We start from the raw sequence: 26,371 nt of genomic DNA, 5'->3' as shown, positions 1-26,371 counted from the left end.
GCAATTGAAATTAGTTTCCTAATATTTCAGAAGAAAGAAACTATTTTTAGAATTTTCTTGCTATAATAAGAAGAAAATGCGGGGGTGGAATGAAATGTTATATGAAAACGGCGTAGATAAAATGCTTAGTTTAAGCAGAAATATTTCTGAATTATACCGAGAATTAAATGAAATGACCCGGATTTTAACGGATTGTAACCGAGAAAGTGTGAAGTTTGATCGGTTATATGTAAAGGAGTTACTTTGGAAGAAAGAAGATGTAATAGAAAAATATGATCAACTACTTGTACAACTTTGTATGAATGAAAGCTTTGATTTAAAAAGTGTCATTACAGGAGAATATAAGTATACATATGAAGAAGTAGAAAACATAGTTTTAGAATTTAATGAAAAGTATAATGTCGCAATTTTAATTAAAGATGTTTGTAAAGAACTACAGTTTACATATGGAATTGATATGGAAATAACGAGAACAGCTCGGGTATAAACATCTCAAGTATAGAAAAAGGAAAAAGAAAGCAGATCCTTTGCTTTCTTTTTTTATGTAGGAAAAGAGAGAGTAGGTTTAAAGATGAAGGGGAAGTTACAGCATATTCATCCACTTGGAATGAGTATCATTATAGGGACATTATTTGCTAGGTTTGCAACTTCAATGAGCATTCCTTTTTTAGCGATTTATTTAACGACTGTTAAAGACGTATCGGCTGGCATGACCGGTGCTATTATTGGAACGAGTGCGCTTGTTGGAGTGTTTGCTAGTTTTATTGGGGGTAATTTATCGGATCGATTTGGTCGAAAGATGATTATAATATGGTCCATGATTGTTTGGGTGTTTGTATTTATAGGATTTTCAGTTGCAGATCATGTTTTGAGTTTCTTTTTATTAAACGCTTTGAATGGATTATGTCGTTCTTTTTTTGAACCGACATCAAGAGCGTTATTATCAGATTTAACGAAGCCAGAGTATCGGTTACTCGTCTATAACTTACGATATGGTGCAATCAATGTGGGAGTGGCTATTGGCCCACTTGTAGGATTACAGATTGGAAGCGCAAAATCAACAATTCCTTTTTTAGTAGCAGCTGGAGTGTACATTTTATATACAGTTATATTAGCGCTTCAATTTAAGAAATATCCACTTGATAAAAAGAAAGTAACTACAAAAAATCCGGTCACAATGTTAAATGCGGTTCGGATTTTGCGAAAAGACATAGTATTTTTAGTTGCTTTAGTCGGTATTATTTTGAGTAATAGTGGTTTTTCACATTTAACGACGACAGTATCTCAATATTTTGCAAACGCACATATATTTCAAGATGGAGTAAAATTGTTCTCATATATGCTAGCTTTAAATGCAATTACAGTAGTAGTTATTCAATATCCTGTTATTCAAATGTGCAAAAAATATACGCCGTTAGCGTCTATTACGGTTGGAACGTTATTTGTGAGCGGGGGATTGTTTGGATTTGGACTAGTAGAATCTATGTTAGGGGCTGCTATTTGTACAATTATTTTTACATTCGGAGAAGTATTAATGTTTTCAATGACAGATGTATTTATTGATGAGATAGCTGTTTCACATTTGAAAGGGACATATTTTGGAGCTATGGGTTTTTCAGGAATTGGAGGAGTAATTGGTCCTTGGTTTGGAGGAGTACTTCTCGATTATTACGGGTACCAAAATGGGTTTGTAGTATTTTCGGTGCTGGCTATATTTTCAACTGTAGCATTTCCTGTACTTTTAGTTACAAAAGGTTTATTGAAAAAAAGATATGATAGAAATTCTAATATAGAAATACACGCGAAATAATATAAGCCCCAGTAAGCGACTGGGGCTTATATTTGAATTTAAAGTAATCCTTAATTTGAAAAGAGAACCTTCTTTTCATGCTTATTAGCAACTTCATTTTTGGAAATATGAATGGCTAAATATCCATTCTCTAAGCAGGCTAGCATCTTCTTATAAATAATATTAGCAGGTAAAGGAATTATCCGCTGTAAAGAAGTATTTTTATGAAGTATGCAAATGTTTAGGCCTGTCTCCATCTTTTTAATGAGTACATTTTGTGCAGTTGCATTTGGTACATCTGTTTCTAAAATGTATTCTTGTTCTGTTTCACAAAGGTCAATATGAATTTGATTTGGAAAACTAAAGTTACTACAAGAATCAGAACAAAATTGATCCATCCATTCTTCGAAACCATCAACATGAAAAAGACAATCCTTCTTTTTCTTGCCCATGTAAGACACCCTCCGTAAAATCTTAATTCATACTATGTTATGCATGAATGAAGTGGGGGTGAAGAATAAATGGAAAAATATAAACATTGTATGTGGCAAAAGTAGCTAGTGTGAATGCTTTGTTTTACATATCATGATGCGCATGATTTTTTTGACGAGAATGGTTACGGTTTTTTACTTTATGAGATCCGCTTAATGGTTCAGGTTGTCCTTTTTTTTCTTTAGATTCACGATTGTTTTTTCCCATTGTATATGACACCTCCTCTTCCTATTTAGAATGAGAGAAGTTTGCGAATTTATACGAGAATGTTTTTTGGGAAACGGGTAAAGATAAGTAGGACTAACTCATATAGGAAGGGGAAAGTGTTATGCCATATCATAAAGATAAGCAACAGGCTTTTCAGGCCGCGCAGCAAGGGGTTGTTCAAGCGGAAAATACATTCAATAATATTGTGAAAAATGACCCGAATTACGGCCATGACTTAAAAGAGTTACGCCAAGAAGTTCAAGAGGCGTACGAACAGATTCAAAATGCACTTGAAGTAGTATCAGAAACGCAGCGTCCACAACTTGAGCAATATGAAAGTAATCTCCAAAATATCATGCGAAATGTTGATCAATTAGAAAAGTGAAAGTAGGTTGTTGTGAATTCAACAACCTCAAAACTTTTAGTGCTAATATGCAGAAACAAAAAATTATTCTATTAATTTTTTCTTTAATTTGTGCAGTACATATATTTCAAGTGGATAAAGTGGAAGCTAAAATGCTGTTAAGAAAAGAGTTAGAGCCAACTGGCTATGTAACGTGGGAAGTGCCAAATAATGAAAAGGTTATTGCAATCACATTTGATGATGGACCAGATCCAACATACACGCCGCAAATTCTAGATTTATTACGTCAATATAAGGCGGAAGCGACTTTTTTTATGATTGGATTTCGAGTTCAGCGTAATCCATATTTAGTAAAGCAAGTGTTGAAAGAAGGACATGAAATTGGAAATCATACGATGAATCATTTGTATGCGAGTAATTCATCAGATGAAAAATTAGAACATGATATTTTAAATGGAAAGAAATATTTTGAAAAATGGGCGAAAGAACCTTTATTGTTCCGTCCCCCAGGTGGATATATTAATGATGCTGTATTTACTACGGCAAAAAAAGCTGGGTATCAAATTGTTCTATGGTCATGGCATCAAGACCCTCGTGATTGGGCGAATCCAGGTACAGAATCCATTGTAAATCATGTTGTGAAAAATGCTAAAAGTGGAGATATTGTACTGTTGCACGATGGAGGAAGTGATCGTAGTCAAACAGTGTCGGCATTAGCAAAAATTTTACCTGAGCTGAAAAAGCAGGGTTATCGATTTGTAACAGTTTCGGAGTTGTTACGTTATAAACATTAGAGAAAATCCCAAAAGGTGCACCTTTTGGGATTTTTTCGTTACTGATTCTTTTTTCGTTTCTTATTATTTTGTCGCTGCGCTGGTGTTAAAGGTTCGTTTGCGAACTCTTCGTTATAACCAGCTCCTTGTCCTTGTGCGGATGCAGCATTCATTCCTGAAATAATATGATTGGCTTTTCGTTTACCCATTTTTCTCACCTCTATAATGTTTTTTATAGACGAACCATGAGTTGTTCATAGCATATATGAACGTAAAGTAAAACACTGAAAGAGTGCTTTACTTTATGGTAATAGTATTAATAAAGAGCATGGACACTATTCAAATTTAGAAAGATAAAGAAAACTTATGATAATCCATAAGTTTCTTATTATTTACTTATTTAGAAAGTTGTAATAAGATATTATCGTAAGGTATTGAAAAGTTTGTCTACATTTTATATTCAGACAACTTAGTCACGTTTAACAGGGGGGAAACATAATGGTCAAACATAATCCATTTCAATCACGTGCAACTTTTGAACTAGATGGAAAGACGTATCATTATTATCAATTGAAAGCGCTTGAAAACGCAGGGGTTGGCAACGTATCTCAATTACCATATTCCGTTAAAGTTTTACTTGAATCTGTACTTCGTCAAGTAGACGGACGTGTAATTACAGAAGAACATGTTACAAATTTAGCGAAATGGGGAACGAAAGATGTTCAAGATATCGATGTTCCGTTTAAACCATCTCGTGTAATCTTACAAGACTTCACAGGTGTTCCAGCTGTTGTAGATTTGGCTTCGCTTCGTAAAGCAATGGCAGATATGGGCGGAGATCCTGATAAAATTAATCCAGAAATTACTGTAGACCTTGTAATTGATCACTCTGTACAGGTTGATAGAGCGGGTACGGCAGACTCGCTTGCATTCAACATGGACTTAGAGTTTAAACGTAATGAAGAACGTTATAAATTTTTAAGCTGGGCACAGAAATCATTTGATAATTACCGTGCAGTTCCACCAGCAACAGGTATTGTACACCAAGTAAATCTTGAATATTTAGCACCGGTTGTTCATGCGGTGAAAAATGCTGAAGGTGACTTAGTTGCATACCCAGATTCATTAGTTGGAACAGACTCACATACAACAATGATTAATGGTATCGGTGTTCTTGGATGGGGCGTTGGTGGTATTGAAGCAGAAGCAGGAATGCTTGGACAGCCTTCATATTTCCCAGTACCTGAAGTAATCGGTGTGAAATTAACTGGTACACTTCCAAGTGGTACAACAGCAACTGATGTTGCATTAAAAGTAACACAAGTGTTACGTCAAAAAGGTGTAGTTGGTAAATTTGTTGAGTTCTTCGGTAATGGACTAAAGAGCATGCCTTTAGCTGACCGTGCAACAATTTCAAATATGGCGCCAGAATACGGTGCAACTTGTGGATTCTTCCCAATCGACGACATTTCATTAGAATACTTACGTTTAACAGGTAGAGATGAAGAGCAAATTCGCGTTGTTGAAGAATATTGTAAAGCAAATGGCTTATTCTATACAGCAGATAGTAAAGATCCAATTTATACTGATCTTGTTGAAATTGATTTAAATGCAATCGAATCCAACCTTTCTGGACCGAAACGTCCGCAAGATTTAATCCCGCTTTCAAATATGAAAGAAGAGTTCCATAAAGCTGTTGTAGCACCAGTTGGAACACAAGGACTTGGATTCAATGAGCAAGAGTTTGATAAAGAAGTGAAAGTTACATTAAAAGATCAAGAAGTAACGATGAAAACAGGCGGAATTGCAATCGCTGCGATTACAAGCTGTACAAATACTTCAAATCCATACGTATTAATTGGAGCGGGATTAGTTGCGAAGAAAGCAATTGAAAAAGGACTTAAAGTACCTGGTTACGTAAAAACATCATTAGCACCAGGATCTAAAGTTGTTACAGAGTACTTAGATAAGTCTGGTTTAACAACGTATCTAGATCAATTAGGTTTCCAAACAGTTGGTTACGGCTGTACGACTTGTATCGGTAACTCTGGCCCATTAGCAGAGGAATTAGAAGAAGCAATCGCAGCAAATGATTTATTAGTAACATCTGTTTTATCTGGTAACCGTAACTTTGAAGGTCGTATTCACCCACTTGTAAAAGCAAACTACTTAGCATCACCACCACTTGTTGTGGCATACGCACTTGCAGGTACTGTTGATATTGACCTGAAAAATGATGAAATCGGTAAAGATGTAAATGGTAATGCTGTTTACTTTAATGATATTTGGCCATCAGCTACAGAAATTGAAGATGTAGTTCAAAGAGTTGTTACATCTGAATTGTTCAAAAAAGAATATGCACAAGTATTTAACAGCAATGAGCGCTGGAATGAAATCCAAACTTCAAATGAAGCTTTATATACTTGGGATAATGATTCAACATATATTCAAAACCCACCGTTCTTTGAAGGATTATCTAAAGAGCCGGGTGAAGTTGAAACATTATCAGGTTTACGCATAGTTGGTAAATTTGGTGATTCTGTAACGACAGACCATATTTCACCAGCAGGTTCAATTGGTAAGCACACGCCAGCTGGACGTTATTTACTAGAAAACGGCGTACAACCAGTTGACTTTAACTCTTACGGTTCTCGTCGTGGTAACCATGAAGTTATGATGCGTGGTACATTCGCAAACATTCGTATTAAAAACCAAATCGCACCAGGAACAGAAGGCGGATATACAACATATTGGCCAACTGGTGAAGTAACATCTATCTATGATGCTGCTATGAAGTATAAAGAAGATGGCACAGGCCTTCTAGTTGTTGCTGGTAAAGATTACGGTATGGGAAGTTCTCGTGACTGGGCTGCGAAAGGTACAAACTTATTAGGTATTAAAGCAGTAATCGCAGAAAGCTTTGAGCGTATTCACCGCAGTAACTTAGTATTAATGGGCGTATTACCATTACAATTTAAAGATGGTGACAGCGCTGAAACGTTAGGTCTTGTTGGTAACGAGTCATTTGAAATTCAAATTGACAAAACAGTTAGACCACGCGATCTTGTAAAAGTAGTTGCAATCGATTCAGAAGGAAAAGAGAAGCAATTTGAAGTAGTAGCTCGTTTCGATAGTGAAGTTGAAATTGACTACTACCGTCACGGTGGTATCTTGCAAATGGTTCTTCGTTCGAAAATCGAAGAGTCTAAAGTGTCGAACTAAATAATTGAAATGAATGATAAGGAAGTTAACATTTGTTAGCTTCCTTACTTTATGTACAGAGGAAAGGGATGAAACCATTTGGTTTCATCCCTTTCCTTTTATTATGCAAAATTGGAGGAATGACAATGAATGAGTATAGAAGAATAATGTTGCCGCTACTACAAGAAAAGCTATTGCTAATTAGTGCGAGTTGTAGCGGAATAGTAGCTGCCATTTTAAATTTATCCAGGCCAATTTTAATGGGGTTAATTGTAGATAATCTTATTCAGCGAGAGTTAAAAGATGTATATATGTACATTGCATTGTTTGCGGGGAGTAGATTTATGATGTGGATGAATACACTTGTGTTTGGTTATATAAGTGCAAAAGCGAGTCAACGTATATTACAAAAGAAGCGTATAGATTTATTGCGTCACTTTTTTTCATTACCATTTGAAGAAAGCGAGAAGGTAAAACAAGGAGAGCTAGAAACATTAGTCGTTTCTGATATTCCGAATTGGGTAAGGTTATATGGATCTATATTAATTGAGTATATTCATGCACTTGCGCAATTTATTGGTGCGTTCATAGCTCTACAACATATAGATATACAGTTCATATGGTGGGTAACTCCATTTTTATTTTTAAGTGCAATCGTTCCAATGCTTATGGGAGGAAAAGTAAGGGATATTGCGGGTATTGCTCAAAAAAATCAATCAAGTGTTGTAGAGATAGTGTCACAGTTTGTAAAAGGTACACAAGATTTACGTAGTTTACAAAAAGAAAAATGGGCAATTCGCTTATTTAAAGGAGTGACGGAACAATCTTATAAAACAGAAGTAAAGAAGACGATGATGCAACATGGTATTGGGATAGTAGGAACGGTAATAGAAACAGGAGCATATATAGTTGTTCTTATTATAGGAGCACAAAAAATAATGAAAGGGGATATGGAAGTTGGATCACTCGTTGCGATATTAGCTACAATTGAGATGTTATTTTTCCCTGTTCGTTATGCGAGTGATTTATTGATGATGACACAAGTTGCTATTGCTTCGGCAAATCGAGTTTTTTGCTTTTTAAATATACGAGCTGAAGATAGAAATGTAGAAATAGCGATGGGAATGAAGTTGAAAAATGTTTCATTTCAAGAGAACGGTGAAGAGAAGTATAGAATTAAAAATATTGATTTGCAAATTTATCCAGGTGAACTTGTTATCATTGTGGGAGAAAGTGGTGCTGGGAAAACAACCCTATTAAAGTTATTAACAAGATTATATAAACCGTCAAGTGGTAAGGTTGCTTATTACGGTAAGAAAGCTTGTATGACTACTGTATGGCAGGAACCGCGTTTTTTTCGGACGACAGTAAAAGAGAATATACATTTTCAAGAAGATATCATAGAAAAACAGTTTAAAAAAAGTATGGGACTTGTAAATATGAAGCCAATCTTAAAAAACTTATCGGAAGGAATCCATACTGTACTGCACAAAAGTGGAGAAGAGTTTTCGGGAGGAGAGAGAAAGCGTCTTGCGTTATTGCGAGCGATTGTATCCAATCCGAATCTCATTATTTTAGATGAACCGACTGCGGGATTAGATTCGAGCAATCAAGAAGTGGTTTGGAATATGCTTAAAGGGCTAGGAGGGAATGTAACGAGAATTGTGACGACACATGATGTCGAGAGGGCGATGATAGCAGATCGGGTTGTTGTCATGAAGAATGGAATTATTGTGGAATGTGGGGATCCTAGAGAATTATTAAATTGTAAGTCATTGTTTAAAGAGATGCTAATAAAAAGATAAGAGCTACATAGCGCTCTTATCTTTATTCACTCTTATTAAGTTGATACGTATAAGACTCAGGATCACTAGTATTAAATTCTTTGACTAAAGTAAGTTGATTTGTATCCGGATTATATTTGAAAATTTTGACCGTACGTTCGCTACTTAGTGATGGATTAGATTCTTGAATAGCAAATGTATTTTCCGCAATCTGTGTCATATTACTGGTGGGGACATTTTCTATGGAATCATGATTTGTAGAAATTTCAACGACTCTTTCACCGTTGAAAAATAAAAGAACGATTACTAAAATAACTAAACATATTCGTATATAGCGAAGTTCTTTGCTAATAGGGTGTTCTCCCAAAACAATCATCCTTTCTGTAACTATTGTATAGTAGTGGTGGTAGTCATCGTGAAGAAACTAAGAACACCGAGACTAGCTAAAAGGATAAATGAGATTAAAGCGATATAGAGACAAATACGTCCAACTTGCTTTTTTTCAGGATCTTTACTGAAGAGCGAGATGATCCAAGTGATAATCCCGATTGGGGAAAATATAAAACTAAGAATATATAATAGTATTTTTTCAAATAAATTCATAAAAATAGCCCTCCTTTTTGAAGGTTTTACATGTGTAGTTTTTTTCGTATTAGCGCTGCTGTTATGTAGGAAAGTACAGAATAAACAGCACTATAAACAATCCAAGCGTCTAAGTTTTGGAAAGCTAGGCGTATATCAAATTCAGAGACGATAATGAAAAATATAAGTGGAACAGTAAAAGAAATAATAATAGCAGTCCATTTGAATTTGTATAGCAAGCCGCTAAAATAAATACATAGTAATGGTAAAGTGAAGAAAACAAAAGTGAAAGGGTTGATAAGTAATTGTAAAATACATATCACTTCGCAGTTTTTATATGTATTTCTAATTATATGATAAAAAGGAAAATATTTCATCTCAATTAAAAATATTCCGACTATTTTGAATGTGAATATTTCCAAGCTTGTCCGTATAAGCTAAAATAAGGTATATAGTATTTTGATGATTATGTTATAAGAAGATAAACACGTTAGGGTGATATGAAATGTGGCGGAAGCTTACGATTATTGTAGTGTTACTTTGTTTAGCGGGATATGCAGCTTATGATCAGCTTGGTAAAAAGGATCAGTCGGTACAAGGGAAGCAAGAAAAAAGTGAAGCTGCTATGAAAGAGATTTTCGCAAGGAACGGTATTGAAATTGGAAAGAGCGCACCAGATTTTGAATTACCAAAGATAGATGGAACGAATATAAAGTTATCTGATTTAAAAGGGAAGAAAGTTATTTTAAACTTTTGGGCAACGTGGTGTGGGCCTTGTCAGCAAGAAATGCCTGATATGGAGGCCTTTTATAAAGAACATAAAGAAAACGTAGAAATTTTAGCTATAAACTATACTCCTTCAGAAAAAGGAGGGGGAGAAGAAAAGGTAAGAAATTTCGCTAAAGAAAAAGGAATTACTTTTCCTATTTTATTAGACAAGAACATTGATGTGACAACAGCGTATAAAGTAATTACGATCCCAACTTCGTATTTTATAGATACAAAAGGTGTCATTCAAGATAAGTTTATTGGACCAATGACACAAAAAGAGATGGAAAAACGGATAGAGAAATTGAAATAAGAAGTGAGAAGGCAGAGATGGGAAGTGGCCATTTCTGCCTTTTCTTTTTCATGGAGTAATAACTTCGTGATATGATAAAGTGAAACTTTAATCAGTGGGGGAGGTGTTCATCCCCTGCTGATTATTAGCCTGCACCAATCGGGGGGAAAGAAATATAATCGTTAATAGATGAAGGAGTGTTTGGAGTGGGGAATGTATCCTTACCGTTAGATTATGTTGTAATTGATTTTGAAACAACAGGATTTAACCCTTATAATGATAAAATTATTCAAGTAGCAGCAGTGAAATATCGCAATCATGAACTAGTAGATCAATTTGTTTCGTATGTGAATCCAGAGCGTCCAATTCCGAGCCGTATTACGAGCTTAACAGGTATTACAAATTATCGTGTTTCAGACGCACCAACAATTGAAGAAGTATTACCGTTATTTTTAGCATTTTTAGATGCAAATGTTATTGTGGCACATAATGCTTCTTTTGATATGCGTTTTTTGAAGAGTAATATAAATATGCTGGGACTACCTGAGCCGAAAAATAAAGTTATTGATACTGTGTTTTTAGCGAAAAAATATATGAAGAATGCGCCTAATCATAAACTTGAAACGTTAAAACGAATGCTTGGAATTCGCTTAAGTTCTCATAATGCATTTGACGATTGTATTACATGTGCAGCTGTTTATCAAAAATGTGCAGCGGCTGAAGAAGAAGGAAAAAGAAAAGCGAATAAGGAAGTACTTGATGAAACAGCGGTATTTGAAGTGGTAAAAGAAATGCTTGTACGAAATAAACGTAATATTGAATGGATTCGCTGTATGAATGTGGGGAGTTATTTAGATATAAAAGCTTTTTATCCAATTATAAGGTTAAAGGTCAAAGGGCGAAAGAAATATGTGTTAACCGATAAAATGGAAGACGATGTACGAGAAATATGTACGAGTTTAACATGTGAATCAGCTTTAAAAAGTGAAATTGGCAATACGAGAATTATGATTAACAGTGTAGGCGACGTTTTGAAGTTAGAGAGCTACATTGTAGAAGAATATGATTCTGTATTGCGAGCGCTTCATGAATATAGAAGGAACGAAGTAGATGCTGATGATGAAATTAAAAAGTATTTAAATATAATGGTGTAAAAAATAAAATTTTCTTGCAAATCTGATTAAAGAGTTTTTCATTTGCTCATACTATGTAGTAAGAAAGCGGAGCAGAAAGGGTGAGCAGCATGAGAAGAAGTCGCCGTAGATCGTTTGAAGAACTTGTAAATGAAAATAAACAACAATTATTAAGCGATCGTGATGCAATGGATCGAATTGAAAAACGTATTGAAAAACGTTATGAAATGAAACTTTTTAAGCAAGCTGAATAATTCTTAACACTAGTACGATACTAGTGTTAAGGAGGCGATAGTAATGGGTAATCCGAAAAAGAATTCAAAAGACTTTGCACCAAATCAAATTGGAACACAATCGAAAAAAGCTGGTGGAAATAAAGGGAAGCAAATGCAAGACCAAACTGGTAAGCAACCGATTGTTGATAACGGTTAAAGAAAAGGAGAATGTTGCATTCTCCTTTTTTATGTATAAATTTGAAGGAATATAGGTAATTTAAGATGGTATGTATTTATAATTAGGAGGGAAGTAAATGCCGAATCCAGACAATCGAAGTGACAATGCTGAAAAATTACAAGAGATGGTGCAAAATACAATTGATAATTTTAATGAAGCAAAAGAAACAGCGGAACTTTCTAATGGAAAAGATCGTGCTGCCATTGAAGCGAAAAATGAAAGACGTTTAGAAAGTATTGATTCATTAAAAAGTGAAATCAAAGATGAGTCTTAACAGAATGTACAAAAAGGGCTGACGAAAGTCAGCCCTTTTTCGTGATTGTAAAGTTTTCAACGAGTAAACGCCAATTTTGTGGGAATGGTAGACCAATCTTCCAATAGCTAATGCCGCCTATTCCTTGTTCTTTCATTAAATTAAATTTACTTTGCACGGACCGTGAATCTTCAAACCAAACTTCATGTTGTACGCCGTTTTCGTCAAAGTAATTAAAATGTGGAGCTTGAGCCGTGAAATCATAGCGGATAGGAACATTGTATTTACGAGCTAGTGCAACAGCTGCAACAGAGCTAATTGCTTTTGCAGGTGGATTTCCTTGTTTGAACGGAAGTTTCCAATCGAAACCATATAAATTTTGCCCCATCATAATTTTTTGTGGTGGCATTTGAGATTTTGCATATTGAAGTACTTCTTTTACAGGACCAATAGGGGAAATCGCCATCGGTGGTCCACCTTGCCAACCCCAGTCGTATGTCATAATGACGACGAAATCAACAATTTGCCCTTGTGCTTTATAATCGTGAGCTTCAAAAAATTTTCCTTTTTGATTGGAACTTGTTTTCGGTACAAGCGTTGTACTTAATGTGTACCCGCTAGGTAAGCGTGTTTTCACATTTCGTAAAAAACGATTATATGCTTCGCGATCTTCAGGTGCCACATTCTCGAAATCGAAATGAATGTCTCGCATACCGTATTTTTCAGCTGTTTGCAAAATGTTAGTAATAAATTTGTTTTGAATTGTTGCGTTACGCAAAAAAACAGATGCTAGTTCAGTACTAAAGTTTCCGTTTTCGATATTTGTAATAACGAGCATAGGGATGGTTTTACCTTGCGTTGCCAGATTAGCAATTTTAGCTGTTTCGGTTGGTTCTTTTAAAGTACCGTCTCGTTTTGCTTCAAAACTGAAGTAGGCTAAATATGTTAAAAATGGATTAATAGCACGTGTAGCATTTACTAAACTTTCTTTTATCGGTATTGTTGAAGGTTGTAAATAAGCGATGGATTCTACTGCTCGTTTTGTTCCTTTCGGTATATATAATTGTTGTCCGACATGGAGAATAGATTTTAATGATAGGTTATTGACTTTAGCTAAACTGGCGAGAGGAACGTTATATGTTTGAGAAATTCGATAAAGGCTGTCACCAGGCTGTACATAATAATTATTGCCTTTCGTATTAACGATAAGTGCCTGACCAACAACGAGTGTTTCTGCTGGATTTAGACCATTGTCTTTTACAATCTCTTCAGGTGTAGATCCATATTTTGAAGCTAAACTATATACACTATCTCCGCTACGAACAGTTACAATTTGAATCATATGCTTGCCCCTTTCGGTAAAAGATTCACTGTTTTTATTTTATTTTTGATTCCACTGTATTATGATTAAATGTATGCAAGGGAACAGAAGTGAAAGAAGGCGAATAGAAATGTTTGTAGCAGAACATGAAATTGAAATCCGCTATGCGGAAACAGACCAAATGGGTGTTGTTTACCATTCAAATTATTTAGTGTGGCTGGAACTTGGGCGCACGAAACTTATACAAGAATTAGGATTTTCATATGTTGAAATGGAGAAAGATGGAATTATCTCTCCTGTATTAGACTTGCAAATTTCATATCGTAAAGCGATGCGTTACGGGGAAAAAGCAATTGTGAAAACGTGGATTGATACTGTGAGCCCGCTTCGTGTTGTATATGGTTATGAAATTTATAACGGTGATGGCGAGCTTTGTATTACTGCAAGTACAACGAATATTTGTGCGAAAAAAGAAGGGTTCCGCCCTGTATCATTTAAAAAATTATATCCTGAGTGGTATGCGAAATATGAGGAAATTAAAAAGAAATAAAAAAAGCGTGGCAGAAGCCACGTTTTTTTTATTTTTCATAATTAAATTGAGGGAAATCGTCACCTTCGTTAAGTGTAACTAATAAATCATGTCCATCGAAGAACCACTCATCATCGCCTTCAATAAAGAAGTTAATACCTTCTTCTTGCATTTGAACAGCAGGGTGCGCAGGATCATCTTTACGAATACCTAAAGAAAGTCCTTTTTGCACAGTACTGCAACCACCGTATTGTACGAAAAAGCGAAGTGTATCGCCTGATTGTAAGTGTAATTCATCTTTATACCATTGTGCTGCTTCTTTTGTTACGGAAAGATTCATGTATAGTTCCTCCAAATTATGTTGCTTTTTCTTTTAGTATAAAAAATAACGCAAAAAGACGCTATTAATATGCTTCACGTTTTCTTTTTGCGTTATGTGGGTTACGATCTTATTTTTGCTTTTTTGAAAAGTTTGCTTTTGGTTCAGTTTTATTTATAATTCGTCCGATATTTGCACGGTGTTTATAAATAACCATACCTGCTAATAAACACATCGCAATAATGAAGATTTTATCCCCGCTAACAATGGATGCAATAACAGCAACGACAGCTGTTACCATAGAAGAAAGTGATACGTATCTTGTTGTAAATAAAAGGCTGAAAAAGACAACAGCTAATATTGCAAAAACAACTGGTGCATAGCATAAGAGTACTCCTGCAGAAGTTGCTACTGCTTTTCCACCACGGAATTTTGCAAAAATCGGATAGACATGTCCAAGAACAGCCGCTAATCCAAACCATAGAGGATGAACATCTAATCCGAAAATAATCGGAAGACCTGTTGCCAATGTGCCTTTTAAAATATCAGCAATTGTAACGATAAAACCTGCTTTTTTCCCTAGTGTACGGAATGTGTTTGTTCCGCCTAAATTACCGCTTCCGTGCTCACGAATGTCGATTCCATAACCGATTTTTCCAACGACTAATGCAAATGGAATCGAACCGAGTAGATAGGCAACGATAAATAAAAGATATGTAATAATCATGAGTTCAGTCTCCTTTATACAAATGTGTTGATAAAGGGTAAAAAGAGTTTTTCCCGTTTATTGTACCATACATTTGTGAAGAGCACATTTCTTTTTTGTAAATGAAAAAGTCATTAATTTTTAAAAAAACTTTCACAGGAATGTTACATTTTCCATAAAAACAGAATGACTATATGTTGTATGATTTTAATCAAAAGGCAACAACATGTTGATGGAGGGTTATGAATGTTGAAACAAAATGTGCATGGAGAAGAATTAATGAAAGTGTTTGAGACAATTATCCACGGTAATGAACAAGATTTAATGCAGGAAAATGCAAATGTAGATGGCCGATCTCCGATGGGAGTGATGGGAACGTTCGCATCTGAGAGCGCAAAGTATTATGCTGTAGAAAATTTACTATCAGATCAAGTGAAAAAAGCGATAGATCAAAATATATTATATCCACATGATTTAGATTTTTATGCGACAGGAACGACGACTTGTTCGCAAATTCCGTTAGCACAAATGCTTGCTAACGGTTTTCATACTGGACATGGACATATGAGACAACCGCAAGACATTAAAAGTGCTTTGGCGCTTTCTTCCATTATTTTTCAAGCGAATCAAAATATGCAGCACGGTGGTCAATCGTTTGCACTTTTTGATATTGATTTAGCTCCATATGTGAGAAAAACTGTAGAGAGACATAAAAAACGATTACAGTCATATCCGCTCACGAAAGAACAAATAGAAGAATTCGCATGGAAAGAAACAGAACATGATACGTATCAGGCGTGTGAAGCCTTCATTCATAATTCAAATAGTATGCATAGTAGAGGCGGGGGGCAAGTGCCGTTTATTTCTATTAACTACGGAACGGACACATCGAAAGAGGGAAGGCTATTAATTAAGCAACTTTTAAAAGCGACGCAAGCTGGACTTGGCAAAGGGGAAACACCGATTTTTCCTATTCAAATTTTCAAGATGAAAAAGGGTGTGAACTTTGAAGAATGTGATCCGAACTACGATTTATTTGAATTAGCGTTAGAAACGACAGCTGAGCGATTATTCCCTAATTTTTCATTTTTAGATGCTCCGTTTAATGCGATGCATTATGATGGTCGACCTGAAAGTGAAGTATGTTATATGGGATGTCGTACCCGTGTTATGTCTAATATACATGGAGAAGAAACAGCAATCGGAAGAGGGAATTTATCGTTTACTTCTATTAATTTAGTGAAATTAGCGCTAATTAGCGGCTCAAAAGAAGCGTTTTTTGAAGCGCTAAATTATTACTTAGATTTAGGCGTTAAGCAATTATTAGAGAGATTCGCTTATCAATGTACAAAGAGAGCAAGAGATTTTCAGTTTTTATATTCACAAGGTGTATGGCGTGGTGGAGAAACGTTACAACCTGAAGATGCTGTGGCACCGATTTTAAAACAAGGAACGTTAAGTATTGGTTTTATCGGTCTTGCAGAATGTTTAGTAGCTTTAACTGGGAAGCACCATGGAGAAGATGAAGAATCGTGGAAGATTGGATATGAGATTATTTCCTTTATGAGGGAGAGAATGGATAAGGCGACTGAAGAACATCAACTCAATTTCTCTATAATTGCAACACCAGCAGAAGGGTTATCAGGAAAATTTGTAAAAAAAGATAGAGAAGAATTTGGTGAAATTAGCGGTATAACGAACCATAACTACTATACGAATTCATTCCATATTCCAGTTTATTATAACATTCAAGCGATAAATAAAATTCGTTTAGAAGGACCTTTCCATGCTCTATGTAATGGAGGGCATATTACGTATATTGAACTAGACGGAGCAGCGATGCATAACCAGAAGGCGTTAAAACAAATTGTACAAGCGATGGCAGAGCATGGCGTTGGATACGGTTCAATTAATCATCCTGTTGACCGTTGTAAATGTTGTGGGTATCACGGAGTTATTGGCAATGAATGTCCAAGCTGCGGAAATGAGGACGAGGTCCATATAGAAAGAATTCGCCGTATAACAGGCTACCTTGTAGGAGATATGTCGAAGTGGAATAGTGCGAAACGTAGTGAAGAGATGGATCGGGTGAAGCATAAATGAAAGTTATGAATATCATTCATGATAGTGTAGTAGATGGAGAAGGGTTGCGGACAGTCGTGTTTTTTGCGGGCTGTCCGCATCGTTGTATCGGTTGCCATAATCCGAAATCATGGAATGTTTGCAATGGAACTGAAATGACGGTAGAAGAAATTATGAAAGAGATTGAAAAAAATTCATTAACCGATGTAACATTTTCAGGTGGAGATCCATTTTTTCAAGCTGCTGAAGTGAAAAAAGTAGCAAAAGCAGTGAAGGATTTGAAAAAAAATCTATGGATTTATACAGGTTACACGTTAGAAGAGATACAGAGTGCTCAAAATAATGATATGATAGAATTGTTACATTATGGGGATGTTTTGGTCGATGGAAGATTTGAACTTGATAAAAAAGATTTAACACTTCCATTTCGCGGAAGCTCCAATCAACGTATTATTCGATTGAAAGAGTAAAAAGGCGGGATAGGTTATATGAATAAAACAGTATTACTTGTTGAAGATGAAAGAAGATTACGTGAAATTGTTAGTGATTATTTTCGTAATGAAGGCTTTGAAGTAATCGAAGCGGAAGATGGAAAAAAAGCGCTAGAATTATTTGCTGAACATACAATTGATTTAATTATGTTAGATATTATGTTACCAGAAATAGATGGTTGGTCTGTTTGTAGACGAATTAGAAAAGAGTCAGCGGTACCAATTATTATGCTAACAGCACGTTCAGATGAGGATGATACATTACTAGGTTTTGAATTAGGTGCAGATGAGTATGTAACAAAACCTTTTAGTCCGAAAGTGTTAGTAGCTCGTGCGAAGACATTATTGAAACGTGCGGATGGAGCGGTAGGAGTATCAGAAGAAAATACTATGTCTTTAGCTGGAATAGAAGTGAATCGACTATCTAGAACAGTTTTAGTAGATGGAGAAGAAATTATATTGACACATAAGGAGTTTGAACTTCTTGTTTATTTAATGGAGAACAAAGGAATTGTGTTGTCACGTCAACATTTATTAGATCAGTTATGGGGATATGACTACTACGGTGATGACAGAACGGTTGATACACATATTAAAAAACTGCGAAATAAGCTAGGAGATAAAGCGAAGCATATCGGCACTGTTATTCGAGTAGGTTACAAATTTGAAGAATAACCTTTAAGTTTCTATGTACTTCAGCTTGGGAATATAGCAAGTTTACACTCTCCTTTGTAGGTGGAATGTACAAAAAATACTTTTCTTGTCTACAATGGTAGATAGGAGTATTTTTTTAATTGGATTTCACGATGAGTTCACAAGAAGGACACAAAATGTGACTATACTGAAAGTACGAATTCACCAGAGAGGGGAAATAAAAACATGGGATATTACGACGGACCGAATTTAAATGAAGAGCATAGTGAAACGAGAGAAATGAAAAAATCAGGTAGTAAAAAAGGATATTTTTTCACAGGTTTAGTTGGAGCTGTAGTCGGGGCGGTTTCGATTAGTTTTGCAGCACCGTACATGCCATGGGTGCAAAATAATGGTGCAGCTGTTTCGTCATTCAATTCTAATAAACAAGTAGAAGGAACTGTAGTTCCAGTTGTAAATAAAGCGAAAAATGAAACTGATTTACCGGGAATGATCGAAGGCGCGAAGGATGTTGTTGTTGGTGTGATTAATATGCAACAAAGTGTTGATCCATTTGCGATGCAGCCGACAGGTCAAGAACAAACAGCTGGTACAGGCTCAGGTGTTATTTATAAAAAAGCAGGAAATAAAGCATATATCGTAACAAATAACCACGTAGTAGATGGTGCAAATAAACTTGCCGTTAAACTAAGCGATGGAAAGCAAGTCGATGCAAAATTAGTTGGTAAGGACCCTTGGTTGGACTTAGCTGTTGTAGAGATTGATGGATCTACTGTGAATAAAGTTGCAAGTTTAGGTGATTCCAGTAAAATCCGTGCGGGTGAAAAAGCAATTGCAATCGGTAATCCATTAGGATTTGATGGAAGTGTAACGGAAGGTATCATCAGTAGTAAAGAGCGTGAAATTCCAGTTGATATTGATGGTGATAAACGTCCTGATTGGCAAGCACAGGTTATTCAAACAGATGCAGCGATTAACCCTGGTAACAGTGGTGGTGCACTATTTAACCAAAACGGTGAGGTAATCGGCATTAACTCAAGTAAAATAGCTCAGCAATCAGTAGAGGGTATTGGTTTTGCAATTCCAATTAACATCGCAAAACCAGTTATTGAATCACTTGAAAAAGATGGAGTGGTGAAACGTCCAGCACTAGGAGTCGGTGTCGTTTCATTAGAAGATGTGCAAGCTTATGCAGTAAATCAATTAAAAGTGCCAAAAGAAGTAACAAATGGAGTTGTATTAGGTAAAATCTATCCAATATCACCAGCGGAAAAAGCTGGTTTAGAGCAATATGATATAGTAGTAGCGTTAGATGATCAAAAAGTAGAGAATTCACTTCAATTCCGTAAATATTTATATGAAAAGAAAAAAGTAGGCGAGAAAGTAGAAGTTACATTCTACCGCAACGGTCAAAAAATGACGAAAACAGCTACATTAGCAGATAATTCAGCTACAAAAAATCAATAAATGTAAACTTTAATCAGTGGAGAGTTCTCTTCATTCTGCTTATTAGTGTACATCAATCGGAATAAAAGAAAGTCTCTTTCATGTTGAAAGAGACTTTCTTTATCGGATATAATAAAGGTATAGGAGGGATTAATTATGACAATTGAAAACCCAACTCGTACGGAAATTGGTGAAGTATTGAAGAAAAGTAAAACGATTGCAGTTGTTGGATTATCAGATAAGCCAGAACGCACATCATATATGGTTTCAAAAGCAATGCAAGATGCTGGGTACCGCATTATTCCAGTAAATCCAACAGTAGATGAAGTACTCGGAGAAAAGGCGGTTTCTTCACTGACGGATATTAAAGAACATGTTGATATTGTAAATGTATTTCGTCGCTCAGAATTTTTAAAGGATGTTGCGAAAGAGTTTGTAGAGATTGATGCAGATGTTTTCTGGGCACAATTAGGAGTACAAGATGAAGATGCATATAAATTCTTACAAGAAAAAGGCTATACAGTAATAATGGATCGTTGTATTAAAGTAGAGCATGCGATGACAAAATAGTATAGAATTTAAAGATAGAAAGATTGATTCCGCCCTCACTTTTTACATAAGTAGGGCCGATGAACGAGGTGTTCATCATGAGATTTTTTAAAGGCTGTTTTTGGGGATTGTTACTTGTTATCCCGTTTTGGATATTGATCATTTGGATCATGATAAAGGTTTGGAATGTATAATGTTGGAATACATATCCATTTCTCGTTGACAAACGATTATTTTTCTGAAATAGTAGCCTAGAGGAATCCTTGTGAAAAAAAACAAGGATTTTTCTATTGAAAATGGTATATAAAAGAGATAAGATAACTTGCCAAAACTATAGTCGAGGCGTTATTCTATAATAGAAACATATGTTCTTATTTGATTAGGAAAGGGGCAAGGAGTTTGGCGAAGCATCAGTTCCAATATAACGAAGATGCAATTCAAGTGCTAGAAGGACTTGAAGCCGTTCGAAAACGCCCGGGTATGTATATCGGGAGTACGGATAGCCGTGGATTGCATCATTTAGTATATGAAATAGTAGATAACTCCGTTGATGAAGCATTAGCGGGATTTGGCGACGAAATTTCTGTCGTAATACATAAAGATAATAGTATTAGCGTAATTGATAAAGGGCGAGGAATGCCTACGGGAATGCATAAGCTTGGAAAACCGACACCTGAAGTTATTTTAACTGTACTTCATGCTGGTGGTAAGTTTGGCCAAGGAGGCTATAAAACGAGTGGTGGTTTACACGGTGTTGGGGCATCAGTTGTAAACGCCTTGTCAGAATGGCTAGTAGTAACGATTAAGCGTGATGGTAGTATTTATGAACAACGCTTTGAAAATGGTGGTACTCCTGCAACGACGTTAGAGAAAATCGGGAAAACGAAAGAGTCTGGTACAACGATGCACTTCAAACCAGATACAACTATTTTCAGCACAACAAATTATAATTATGAAACATTATGTGAGAGATTACGTGAATCTGCATTCTTATTAAAAGGAATGAAAATCTCGATAAAAGATGAACGTAATGATTTAGAAGATGTGTTTCATTATGAAACAGGAATTGAGGCTTTCGTTTCATACTTAAACGAAGAGAAAGATTCGATTCATCCAGTTGTATATTTCTCGGGTGAGCAAAATGGAATTGAAGCAGAGTTAGCGTTTCAGTTTAATGATGGTTACTCAGAAAACATTCTTTCGTTTGTAAATAATGTACGTACAAAAGACGGTGGTACACACGAAGCTGGATTTAAAACAGCAATGACACGTGTGTTCAATGAGTATGCTCGTAAAGTTTCTTTATTAAAAGAAAAAGACAAAAATTTAGAGGGTACAGATATTCGTGAAGGATTAGCTTCGATTGTTTCTGTACGTGTACCAGAAGACGTACTCCAGTTTGAAGGGCAAACGAAAGGGAAACTAGGTACAAGTGAAGCTCGTTCTTCAATTGATGCAATTGTATCTGAGCATTTAGCTTACTTTTTAGAAGAAAACCCGGATGTAGCTACACTTCTTGTGAGAAAGGCAATTAAAGCAGCACAAGCACGTGAGGCTGCTCGTAAGGCGAGAGAAGAAGCGCGTACTGGTAAGAAGAAGAAAAAATCAGAAGGTACTTTAAGTGGGAAGTTAACACCTGCACAATCACGTAATCCTCAGAAAAACGAATTGTATTTAGTAGAGGGTGACTCGGCTGGTGGTTCAGCAAAGCAAGGGCGAGATCGTCGTTTCCAAGCGGTGCTACCATTACGTGGTAAAGTAATTAACACGGAAAAAGCAAAGCTTGCTGATATTTTTAAGAATGAAGAGATCAATACGATTATTTACGCAATTGGCGGCGGCGTAGGGAATGAGTTCGCTGTTGAAGATATTAACTACGATAAAGTTGTTATTATGACCGATGCAGATACGGATGGAGCACATATTCAAGTGTTACTACTGACGTTCTTCTACCGTTATATGAAACCACTTATTGAAGCTGGTAAAGTATTTATCGCACTTCCACCTTTATATAAAGTAAGTAAAGGAAAAGGGAAAAGTGAAGTAATTGAATATGCATGGTCTGATGAAGAATTAGGTGGTGTAACGAAAAAGGTCGGTAAAGGCTATATGTTGCAGCGCTATAAAGGACTTGGCGAAATGAATGCCGATCAATTATGGGAAACAACGATGAATCCTGAAACACGTACGTTAATTCGTGTGAAAATTGACGATGCATCAAGAGCGGAGCGCCGAGTTACGACATTGATGGGTGATAAGGTAGAACCTCGCCGTAAATGGATTGAACGAAATGTACAATTTGGCATGCAAGAAGAAGGAAATATTTTAGAAAATGAAATGATTATGGAGACGGAGGTGGAATAACATGCAGGCAGAGAAGTTTCATGACCTCCCGCTTGAAGACGTGTTAGGTGACCGCTTTGCACGTTATAGTAAATATATTATTCAAGACCGCGCGCTTCCAGATGCGCGTGACGGTTTAAAACCGGTACAAAGACGTATTTTATATTCTATGTATGTAGAAGGAAACGTACATGATAAAGCGTTTCGTAAATCAGCTAAGACAGTAGGTAATGTTATCGGTAATTATCATCCACATGGTGATTCCTCTGTATATGAGGCGATGGTACGTTTAAGTCAAACTTGGAAAGTACGTAATGTTTTAGTTGAAATGCATGGAAATAACGGTAGCGTTGATGGGGATCCAGCAGCAGCAATGCGTTATACAGAAGCACGTTTATCACCAATCGCATCTGAGTTATTACGTGATCTTGATAAAGAAACAGTAGAATTCGTGTCAAACTTTGATGATACGAGTGAAGAACCTGTTGTATTACCGGCAATGTTCCCGAACTTATTAGTGAACGGATCTACAGGGATTTCCGCTGGCTATGCAACAGAAATTCCTCCTCATCATCTTGGAGAAGTAATTGATGCTACAATGATGCGTATCGATCAGCCGAATAGTTCTGTGGATGACTTGTTAACAGTTATTAAAGGACCAGATTTCCCTACAGGTGGTATTATTCAAGGGATTGATGGCATTAAAAAAGCGTACGAAACAGGGAAAGGTAAAATTATCATTCGCGGAAAAGCAGAAATTGAAACGATTCGTGGTGGGAAACAACAAATCGTTATTACAGAAATTCCGTACGAAGTAAATAAAGCAAACCTTGTTAAGAAAATGGATGAATTACGTATAGATAAAAAGCTAGATGGAATTGCTGAAGTGCGTGATGAGACAGATCGTACAGGTCTTCGTATCGTTGTAGAATTAAAAAAAGAAGCGAATGCTGAAGGCATTTTAAATTATTTATATAAAAATACAGATTTACAAATTCCATACAACTTTAATATGGTAGCGATAAACAATCGTCGTCCAACACTTATGACATTACCTAAGATTTTGGATGCATATATTGGGCATCAGAAAGAAGTTGTTACAAGACGTTCACAATATGAATTAAGAAAAGCAGAAAATCGTCAGCATATTGTAGAAGGTTTAAAGAAAGCATTATCAATTTTAGATGAAGTAATTGAAACGATCCGTGGGTCTAAAGATAAGCGTAATGCGAAAGATAATTTGAGTGCGAAATTTGGATTTACAGAGGCGCAGTCAGAAGCAATTGTTTCGTTGCAATTATATCGTTTAACGAATACAGATATTACAGCGCTTGAGCAAGAAGCAGCTGAACTTAGTAAGAAAATTATAGAGTTACAGTCAATTTTACAAAGTGAAAAAAGACTTTTTCAAGTTATTAAAACAGATTTGAAGCGAGTAAAGAAAACATATAGTGATAATCGCCGTGCGGTAATTGAAGAGGAAATTGAAGAAATTAAAATCGATGTGGAAGTTATGATTCCGCAAGAAGATGTCATCGTTACTGTAACGAAAGAAGGATATGTGAAACGAACAGGTTGGCGTTCGCATAATGCATCGAACGGGAAATACTTCGGTATGAAAGAGGGTGACATCTTACTTGAGCGTTTCGATACAAACACGACAGAAACCGTTCTTTTATTTACGAACAAAGGAAATTATATTTATCTTCCTGTGTATGAAATGCCAGAAATCCGTTGGAAAGATTTAGGTCAACACGTTGCGAATCTTGTTTCACTCGAGCGAGATGAATCGTTAATTTGGGCAACAGTCGTACCGAATTTTGAAGAAGAAAAACGATTTATCGTATTTGTTACAAGAAACGGTATGATTAAGAAAACAGAATTAAACCAATATAAAGTGCAGCGTTATTCACGGGCGTTCGTTGCTGTAAACTTGAAAAAAGATGATGAAGTTGTTGATATATTTGCGACAGATGGGACAAGTGATATTGTTCTTGCAACACATGGTGCATATGCACTTGTATTCAATGAAGAAGAAGTAAGCCCAGTTGGTGTAAGAGCAGCTGGTGTGAAAGCAATTAACTTAAAAGAGGATGACTATGTTGCTTCTGGTAAACCGTTAAATGGTGAAAAAGATCAACTTATTCTCGTTACGCAGCGAGGTGCTGTGAAACGTATAAAGGCATCGGAAATTGAGAAATCAACGAGGGCGAAGCGAGGCCTTGTAATTTTTAAAGAGTTAAAACGTAATCCGTACCGCATTGTCGGTATTGAAATTGTTCGAGATGACGAATTAGTTTATATGAAGACAGAGAAACACATTGTAGAAGAAATTGATCCGAAAGCGTTTCGAAATAAAGACCGGTATAGTAATGGTAGTTTAGTACTAGATGTTAATGACACTGGTGAAGTAATTGAAACGTGGACGAAGAAAAGAACGGAATAAAGTGAAACTTTAATCAGTGGGGGTGTCTATCCCCCACTGATTATTAGCCTTCACCAATCGGGATTTTGCGGGATAAAGGGAGCATCTTGCTATGAATGATAGCAAGATGCTTTTTTCTAAGCAAATCATTATGTATATAAAAATAATCTTGTTATAATAATGAAATGAAATCGTTCTCATAAAGTGAAACTTTAATCAGTGGGGGGGTTCTTCATTCCCCACTGATTATTAGCTTTCACCAATCGGGCTTTTACGGGCAGCCCAACCCTCACCTAACTTCTTTGCTTTCGCTGAATTTTGAGGTAGGGGTCTTACTGCCCGTTAGTGCGGGATAAATGGAGGGGCAACATGAAAAAAATAGGTGTAGGGATTGTAGGATTTGGATTTTCTAGTACAACATTTCACATCCCGTTATTACAAACGATAGAAGAATACGATATTCGTGCTATTTTATCATCCAAAGAAGAAGTAGTGAAACAAGCATTACCAAATGCTGAAGTTGTTGGTACAATTGATGAATTAGTAAATCGAGCTGATATTGACTTAGTGGTCATTACTTCGCCGAATACAACTCATTTTCCATATGTAAAAGAAGCGATTGTACACGGTAAGCATGTTGTTGTGGAAAAACCATTCGTTGTTTTAATTGAAGAGGGAGAAGAACTTATTTCATTAGCGAAGCAACATAATGTTGTTTTAAGTGTTTATCATAATCGCCGTTTTGATAATGATTTCTTAACGGTAAAGAAATTATTAGAAGAAAAAAGAGTAGGGAATGTATACGCATATGAAGCGCATTTCGATCGTTTCCGCCCACATGTACGCGATCGTTGGAGAGAAAAGAACTTACCAGGATCAGGTATATTATATGATTTAGGATCGCATTTAATTGACCAAGCATTATCATTATTCGGGAAACCAGATGCGATAAGCGCAGATGTAATAAAACAACGACCAGGTGCAGAAGTTGATGATTACTTCCATGTTGTACTTCACTACGGAGTAAAGCGCGTTATTTTACATAGTAGCAGTTACGTAAAGCAAGCTGGACCACATTTTATACTGCATGGAGATAAAGGTTCTATTGTGAAATACGGTATGGATTCACAGGAAGAACAATTAAAAAATGGAATGAAGCCAGGCGATAGCGGTTATGGAGCAGACTCTGAAGAGAATTTTGCTACTTTAGATATGGAAGAAAAGCTAGAGCGTATTCCAACAGAAGTCGGCTGTTATGACATGTATTATAAAGGTGTAAGAGATAGTATTATAAATGGTGAGAAACTACCTGTAACAGCAGAAGAAGGCTTGGAAGTTATTAGACTTATTCAATTGGCAATTGAAAGTAGTGAAACTGGTAGAGTCATCACTGTAAAATAAAAAAGACACGAATT

The 26,371-nt window shown here is 36.0% G+C and carries 28 protein-coding genes; 20 read left to right on the top strand and 8 right to left on the bottom strand.

Features of this window, described 5'->3' with window-relative positions; all coding sequences use genetic code 11:
* Nucleotides 1-94: 94 nt before the first annotated feature.
* Both FT637_RS00140 and FT637_RS00135 read left to right on the top strand, forming a co-directional pair.
* Nucleotides 95-487 carry a hypothetical protein gene (locus FT637_RS00140; protein WP_193644684.1) on the top strand — a complete coding sequence of 131 codons (393 nt, stop codon included), beginning with the start codon at nt 95-97 and terminating at the stop codon, nt 485-487.
* A gap of 84 nt (nt 488-571) precedes the next feature.
* On the top strand, nt 572-1,810 hold the full coding sequence (locus FT637_RS00135; protein WP_193644683.1) for an MDR family MFS transporter: 1,239 nt from the start codon (nt 572-574) through the stop codon (nt 1,808-1,810).
* Nucleotides 1,811-1,860: 50 nt separating this feature from the next.
* On the opposite strand, the gene FT637_RS00130 is transcribed toward FT637_RS00135, so the two are convergent.
* Together FT637_RS00130 and FT637_RS00125 are read right to left on the bottom strand one after the other, a co-directional pair.
* Nucleotides 1,861-2,241 (bottom strand): Hsp20/alpha crystallin family protein, encoded by a 381-nt coding sequence (locus FT637_RS00130; protein WP_193644682.1) that lies wholly within the window; start codon nt 2,239-2,241, stop codon nt 1,861-1,863.
* A gap of 124 nt (nt 2,242-2,365) precedes the next feature.
* A complete protein-coding gene (locus tag FT637_RS00125; protein ID WP_000517651.1) occupies nt 2,366-2,488 on the bottom strand; it encodes a small acid-soluble spore protein P in 123 nt (40 codons plus the stop codon).
* Nucleotides 2,489-2,609: 121 nt separating this feature from the next.
* Here FT637_RS00125 and FT637_RS00120 point away from each other — a divergent pair, with 121 nt between their 5' ends.
* Nucleotides 2,610-2,873 carry a hypothetical protein gene (locus FT637_RS00120; RefSeq protein ID WP_193644681.1) on the top strand — a complete coding sequence of 88 codons (264 nt, stop codon included), beginning with the start codon at nt 2,610-2,612 and terminating at the stop codon, nt 2,871-2,873.
* A 47-nt stretch (nt 2,874-2,920) separates the two neighbouring features.
* On the top strand, nt 2,921-3,646 hold the full coding sequence (pdaB, locus tag FT637_RS00115) for a polysaccharide deacetylase family sporulation protein PdaB (RefSeq protein WP_193644680.1): 726 nt from the start codon (nt 2,921-2,923) through the stop codon (nt 3,644-3,646).
* A 38-nt stretch (nt 3,647-3,684) separates the two neighbouring features.
* On the opposite strand, the gene sspO is transcribed toward pdaB, so the two are convergent.
* The gene (gene sspO / locus FT637_RS00110) at nt 3,685-3,834 is read right to left on the bottom strand and encodes a small acid-soluble spore protein O (RefSeq protein WP_002121377.1); all 150 of its coding nucleotides are present in this window, start codon (nt 3,832-3,834) and stop codon (nt 3,685-3,687) included.
* 289 nt (nt 3,835-4,123) lie between these two features.
* Here sspO and acnA point away from each other — a divergent pair, with 289 nt between their 5' ends.
* Nucleotides 4,124-6,847: an aconitate hydratase AcnA gene (acnA, locus tag FT637_RS00105; protein ID WP_193644679.1), complete on the top strand. Its 2,724-nt coding sequence runs from the start codon at nt 4,124-4,126 to the stop codon at nt 6,845-6,847.
* Between the two features lie 68 nt (nt 6,848-6,915).
* Nucleotides 6,916-8,631, top strand: coding sequence for an ATP-binding cassette domain-containing protein (locus FT637_RS00100; protein WP_193644678.1), 1,716 nt, complete (start codon nt 6,916-6,918; stop codon nt 8,629-8,631).
* Between the two features lie 22 nt (nt 8,632-8,653).
* On the opposite strand, the gene FT637_RS00095 is transcribed toward FT637_RS00100, so the two are convergent.
* Both FT637_RS00095 and FT637_RS00090 read right to left on the bottom strand, forming a co-directional pair.
* Nucleotides 8,654-8,986: a YmzC family protein gene (locus tag FT637_RS00095; RefSeq protein ID WP_193644677.1), complete on the bottom strand. Its 333-nt coding sequence runs from the start codon at nt 8,984-8,986 to the stop codon at nt 8,654-8,656.
* A gap of 11 nt (nt 8,987-8,997) precedes the next feature.
* Entirely contained in the window at nt 8,998-9,213 is a 216-nt protein-coding gene (locus tag FT637_RS00090; protein WP_193644676.1) for a hypothetical protein, read from the bottom strand.
* 484 nt (nt 9,214-9,697) lie between these two features.
* Here FT637_RS00090 and FT637_RS00085 point away from each other — a divergent pair, with 484 nt between their 5' ends.
* The 5 genes from FT637_RS00085 (at nt 9,698) to tlp (ending at nt 12,112) form a co-directional block, all read left to right on the top strand.
* Nucleotides 9,698-10,273: a TlpA family protein disulfide reductase gene (locus FT637_RS00085; RefSeq protein WP_193644675.1), complete on the top strand. Its 576-nt coding sequence runs from the start codon at nt 9,698-9,700 to the stop codon at nt 10,271-10,273.
* Nucleotides 10,274-10,458: 185 nt separating this feature from the next.
* On the top strand, nt 10,459-11,406 hold the full coding sequence (locus FT637_RS00080) for a 3'-5' exonuclease (RefSeq protein WP_193644674.1): 948 nt from the start codon (nt 10,459-10,461) through the stop codon (nt 11,404-11,406).
* 89 nt (nt 11,407-11,495) lie between these two features.
* Nucleotides 11,496-11,639: an FbpB family small basic protein gene (locus FT637_RS00075; protein WP_002014298.1), complete on the top strand. Its 144-nt coding sequence runs from the start codon at nt 11,496-11,498 to the stop codon at nt 11,637-11,639.
* Nucleotides 11,640-11,682: 43 nt separating this feature from the next.
* Complete coding sequence (sspN, locus tag FT637_RS00070) at nt 11,683-11,817, top strand: acid-soluble spore protein SspN (protein ID WP_000527988.1); 135 nt, start codon at nt 11,683-11,685, stop codon at nt 11,815-11,817.
* 97 nt (nt 11,818-11,914) lie between these two features.
* Entirely contained in the window at nt 11,915-12,112 is a 198-nt protein-coding gene (tlp, locus tag FT637_RS00065) for a small acid-soluble spore protein Tlp (protein ID WP_105585267.1), read from the top strand.
* A 28-nt stretch (nt 12,113-12,140) separates the two neighbouring features.
* On the opposite strand, the gene FT637_RS00060 is transcribed toward tlp, so the two are convergent.
* Entirely contained in the window at nt 12,141-13,433 is a 1,293-nt protein-coding gene (locus FT637_RS00060) for a glycosyl hydrolase family 18 protein (protein WP_193644673.1), read from the bottom strand.
* 109 nt (nt 13,434-13,542) lie between these two features.
* On the opposite strand from FT637_RS00060, the gene FT637_RS00055 reads away from it, so the two are divergent.
* Complete coding sequence (locus FT637_RS00055) at nt 13,543-13,962, top strand: acyl-CoA thioesterase (RefSeq protein WP_193644672.1); 420 nt, start codon at nt 13,543-13,545, stop codon at nt 13,960-13,962.
* 28 nt (nt 13,963-13,990) lie between these two features.
* Here the strand turns inward: FT637_RS00055 and FT637_RS00050 are convergent, their stop codons facing one another.
* Both FT637_RS00050 and plsY read right to left on the bottom strand, forming a co-directional pair.
* Nucleotides 13,991-14,281: a HesB/YadR/YfhF family protein gene (locus tag FT637_RS00050; protein WP_193644671.1), complete on the bottom strand. Its 291-nt coding sequence runs from the start codon at nt 14,279-14,281 to the stop codon at nt 13,991-13,993.
* Between the two features lie 109 nt (nt 14,282-14,390).
* Complete coding sequence (gene plsY / locus FT637_RS00045) at nt 14,391-14,987, bottom strand: glycerol-3-phosphate 1-O-acyltransferase PlsY (RefSeq protein ID WP_193644670.1); 597 nt, start codon at nt 14,985-14,987, stop codon at nt 14,391-14,393.
* Between the two features lie 225 nt (nt 14,988-15,212).
* On the opposite strand from plsY, the gene FT637_RS00040 reads away from it, so the two are divergent.
* The 8 genes from FT637_RS00040 to FT637_RS00005 all read left to right on the top strand — a co-directional run bounded on the left by FT637_RS00040 (nt 15,213) and on the right by FT637_RS00005 (nt 26,357).
* On the top strand, nt 15,213-17,069 hold the full coding sequence (locus FT637_RS00040; protein WP_193644669.1) for an anaerobic ribonucleoside triphosphate reductase: 1,857 nt from the start codon (nt 15,213-15,215) through the stop codon (nt 17,067-17,069).
* A complete protein-coding gene (gene nrdG / locus FT637_RS00035; protein ID WP_193644668.1) occupies nt 17,066-17,518 on the top strand; it encodes an anaerobic ribonucleoside-triphosphate reductase activating protein in 453 nt (150 codons plus the stop codon). The genes FT637_RS00040 and nrdG overlap by 4 nt, the downstream gene beginning before the upstream one ends.
* 18 nt (nt 17,519-17,536) lie before the next feature.
* A complete protein-coding gene (locus tag FT637_RS00030) occupies nt 17,537-18,214 on the top strand; it encodes a response regulator transcription factor (protein WP_002087776.1) in 678 nt (225 codons plus the stop codon).
* A 204-nt stretch (nt 18,215-18,418) separates the two neighbouring features.
* A complete protein-coding gene (locus FT637_RS00025; protein ID WP_193644667.1) occupies nt 18,419-19,660 on the top strand; it encodes a S1C family serine protease in 1,242 nt (413 codons plus the stop codon).
* A gap of 135 nt (nt 19,661-19,795) precedes the next feature.
* Nucleotides 19,796-20,209 carry a CoA-binding protein gene (locus tag FT637_RS00020; RefSeq protein WP_193644666.1) on the top strand — a complete coding sequence of 138 codons (414 nt, stop codon included), beginning with the start codon at nt 19,796-19,798 and terminating at the stop codon, nt 20,207-20,209.
* Nucleotides 20,210-20,587: 378 nt separating this feature from the next.
* Complete coding sequence (gene parE, locus FT637_RS00015; protein WP_002087772.1) at nt 20,588-22,552, top strand: DNA topoisomerase IV subunit B; 1,965 nt, start codon at nt 20,588-20,590, stop codon at nt 22,550-22,552.
* Nucleotide 22,553: 1 nt separating this feature from the next.
* The gene (gene parC / locus FT637_RS00010; protein ID WP_193644665.1) at nt 22,554-24,977 is read left to right on the top strand and encodes a DNA topoisomerase IV subunit A; all 2,424 of its coding nucleotides are present in this window, start codon (nt 22,554-22,556) and stop codon (nt 24,975-24,977) included.
* Nucleotides 24,978-25,325: 348 nt separating this feature from the next.
* Nucleotides 25,326-26,357, top strand: a complete 1,032-nt coding sequence (locus FT637_RS00005; protein ID WP_193644664.1) for an oxidoreductase — start codon at nt 25,326-25,328, stop codon at nt 26,355-26,357.
* Nucleotides 26,358-26,371: the final 14 nt, after the last annotated feature.

The sequence above is a fragment of the Bacillus cereus genome, assembly GCF_015071065.1.
Taxonomy (GTDB): domain Bacteria; phylum Bacillota; class Bacilli; order Bacillales; family Bacillaceae_G; genus Bacillus_A; species Bacillus_A cereus_BA.
Note: the sequence above shows the minus strand (reverse complement) of the source record. Positions and strands in the feature narration are given on the sequence as shown.

Excerpts from the sequence above, each read along its gene's own strand:
- FT637_RS00140 (WP_193644684.1), top strand. The coding sequence starts at position 95 with ATGTTATATGAAAACGGCGTAGATAAAATGCTTAGTTTAAGCAGAAAT.
- FT637_RS00135 (WP_193644683.1), top strand. The coding sequence starts at position 572 with ATGAAGGGGAAGTTACAGCATATTCATCCACTTGGAATGAGTATCATT.
- FT637_RS00130 (WP_193644682.1), bottom strand. The coding sequence starts at position 2,241 with ATGGGCAAGAAAAAGAAGGATTGTCTTTTTCATGTTGATGGTTTCGAA.
- FT637_RS00125 (WP_000517651.1), bottom strand. The coding sequence starts at position 2,488 with ATGGGAAAAAACAATCGTGAATCTAAAGAAAAAAAAGGACAACCTGAA.
- FT637_RS00120 (WP_193644681.1), top strand. The coding sequence starts at position 2,610 with ATGCCATATCATAAAGATAAGCAACAGGCTTTTCAGGCCGCGCAGCAA.
- pdaB (WP_193644680.1), top strand. The coding sequence starts at position 2,921 with ATGCAGAAACAAAAAATTATTCTATTAATTTTTTCTTTAATTTGTGCA.
- sspO (WP_002121377.1), bottom strand. The coding sequence starts at position 3,834 with ATGGGTAAACGAAAAGCCAATCATATTATTTCAGGAATGAATGCTGCA.
- acnA (WP_193644679.1), top strand. The coding sequence starts at position 4,124 with ATGGTCAAACATAATCCATTTCAATCACGTGCAACTTTTGAACTAGAT.
- FT637_RS00100 (WP_193644678.1), top strand. The coding sequence starts at position 6,916 with ATGAAACCATTTGGTTTCATCCCTTTCCTTTTATTATGCAAAATTGGA.
- FT637_RS00095 (WP_193644677.1), bottom strand. The coding sequence starts at position 8,986 with ATGATTGTTTTGGGAGAACACCCTATTAGCAAAGAACTTCGCTATATA.
- FT637_RS00090 (WP_193644676.1), bottom strand. The coding sequence starts at position 9,213 with ATGAATTTATTTGAAAAAATACTATTATATATTCTTAGTTTTATATTT.
- FT637_RS00085 (WP_193644675.1), top strand. The coding sequence starts at position 9,698 with ATGTGGCGGAAGCTTACGATTATTGTAGTGTTACTTTGTTTAGCGGGA.
- FT637_RS00075 (WP_002014298.1), top strand. The coding sequence starts at position 11,496 with ATGAGAAGAAGTCGCCGTAGATCGTTTGAAGAACTTGTAAATGAAAAT.
- sspN (WP_000527988.1), top strand. The coding sequence starts at position 11,683 with ATGGGTAATCCGAAAAAGAATTCAAAAGACTTTGCACCAAATCAAATT.
- tlp (WP_105585267.1), top strand. The coding sequence starts at position 11,915 with ATGCCGAATCCAGACAATCGAAGTGACAATGCTGAAAAATTACAAGAG.
- FT637_RS00060 (WP_193644673.1), bottom strand. The coding sequence starts at position 13,433 with ATGATTCAAATTGTAACTGTTCGTAGCGGAGATAGTGTATATAGTTTA.
- FT637_RS00055 (WP_193644672.1), top strand. The coding sequence starts at position 13,543 with ATGTTTGTAGCAGAACATGAAATTGAAATCCGCTATGCGGAAACAGAC.
- FT637_RS00050 (WP_193644671.1), bottom strand. The coding sequence starts at position 14,281 with ATGAATCTTTCCGTAACAAAAGAAGCAGCACAATGGTATAAAGATGAA.
- plsY (WP_193644670.1), bottom strand. The coding sequence starts at position 14,987 with ATGATTATTACATATCTTTTATTTATCGTTGCCTATCTACTCGGTTCG.
- FT637_RS00040 (WP_193644669.1), top strand. The coding sequence starts at position 15,213 with ATGTTGAAACAAAATGTGCATGGAGAAGAATTAATGAAAGTGTTTGAG.
- nrdG (WP_193644668.1), top strand. The coding sequence starts at position 17,066 with ATGAAAGTTATGAATATCATTCATGATAGTGTAGTAGATGGAGAAGGG.
- FT637_RS00030 (WP_002087776.1), top strand. The coding sequence starts at position 17,537 with ATGAATAAAACAGTATTACTTGTTGAAGATGAAAGAAGATTACGTGAA.
- FT637_RS00025 (WP_193644667.1), top strand. The coding sequence starts at position 18,419 with ATGGGATATTACGACGGACCGAATTTAAATGAAGAGCATAGTGAAACG.
- FT637_RS00020 (WP_193644666.1), top strand. The coding sequence starts at position 19,796 with ATGACAATTGAAAACCCAACTCGTACGGAAATTGGTGAAGTATTGAAG.
- parC (WP_193644665.1), top strand. The coding sequence starts at position 22,554 with ATGCAGGCAGAGAAGTTTCATGACCTCCCGCTTGAAGACGTGTTAGGT.
- FT637_RS00005 (WP_193644664.1), top strand. The coding sequence starts at position 25,326 with ATGAAAAAAATAGGTGTAGGGATTGTAGGATTTGGATTTTCTAGTACA.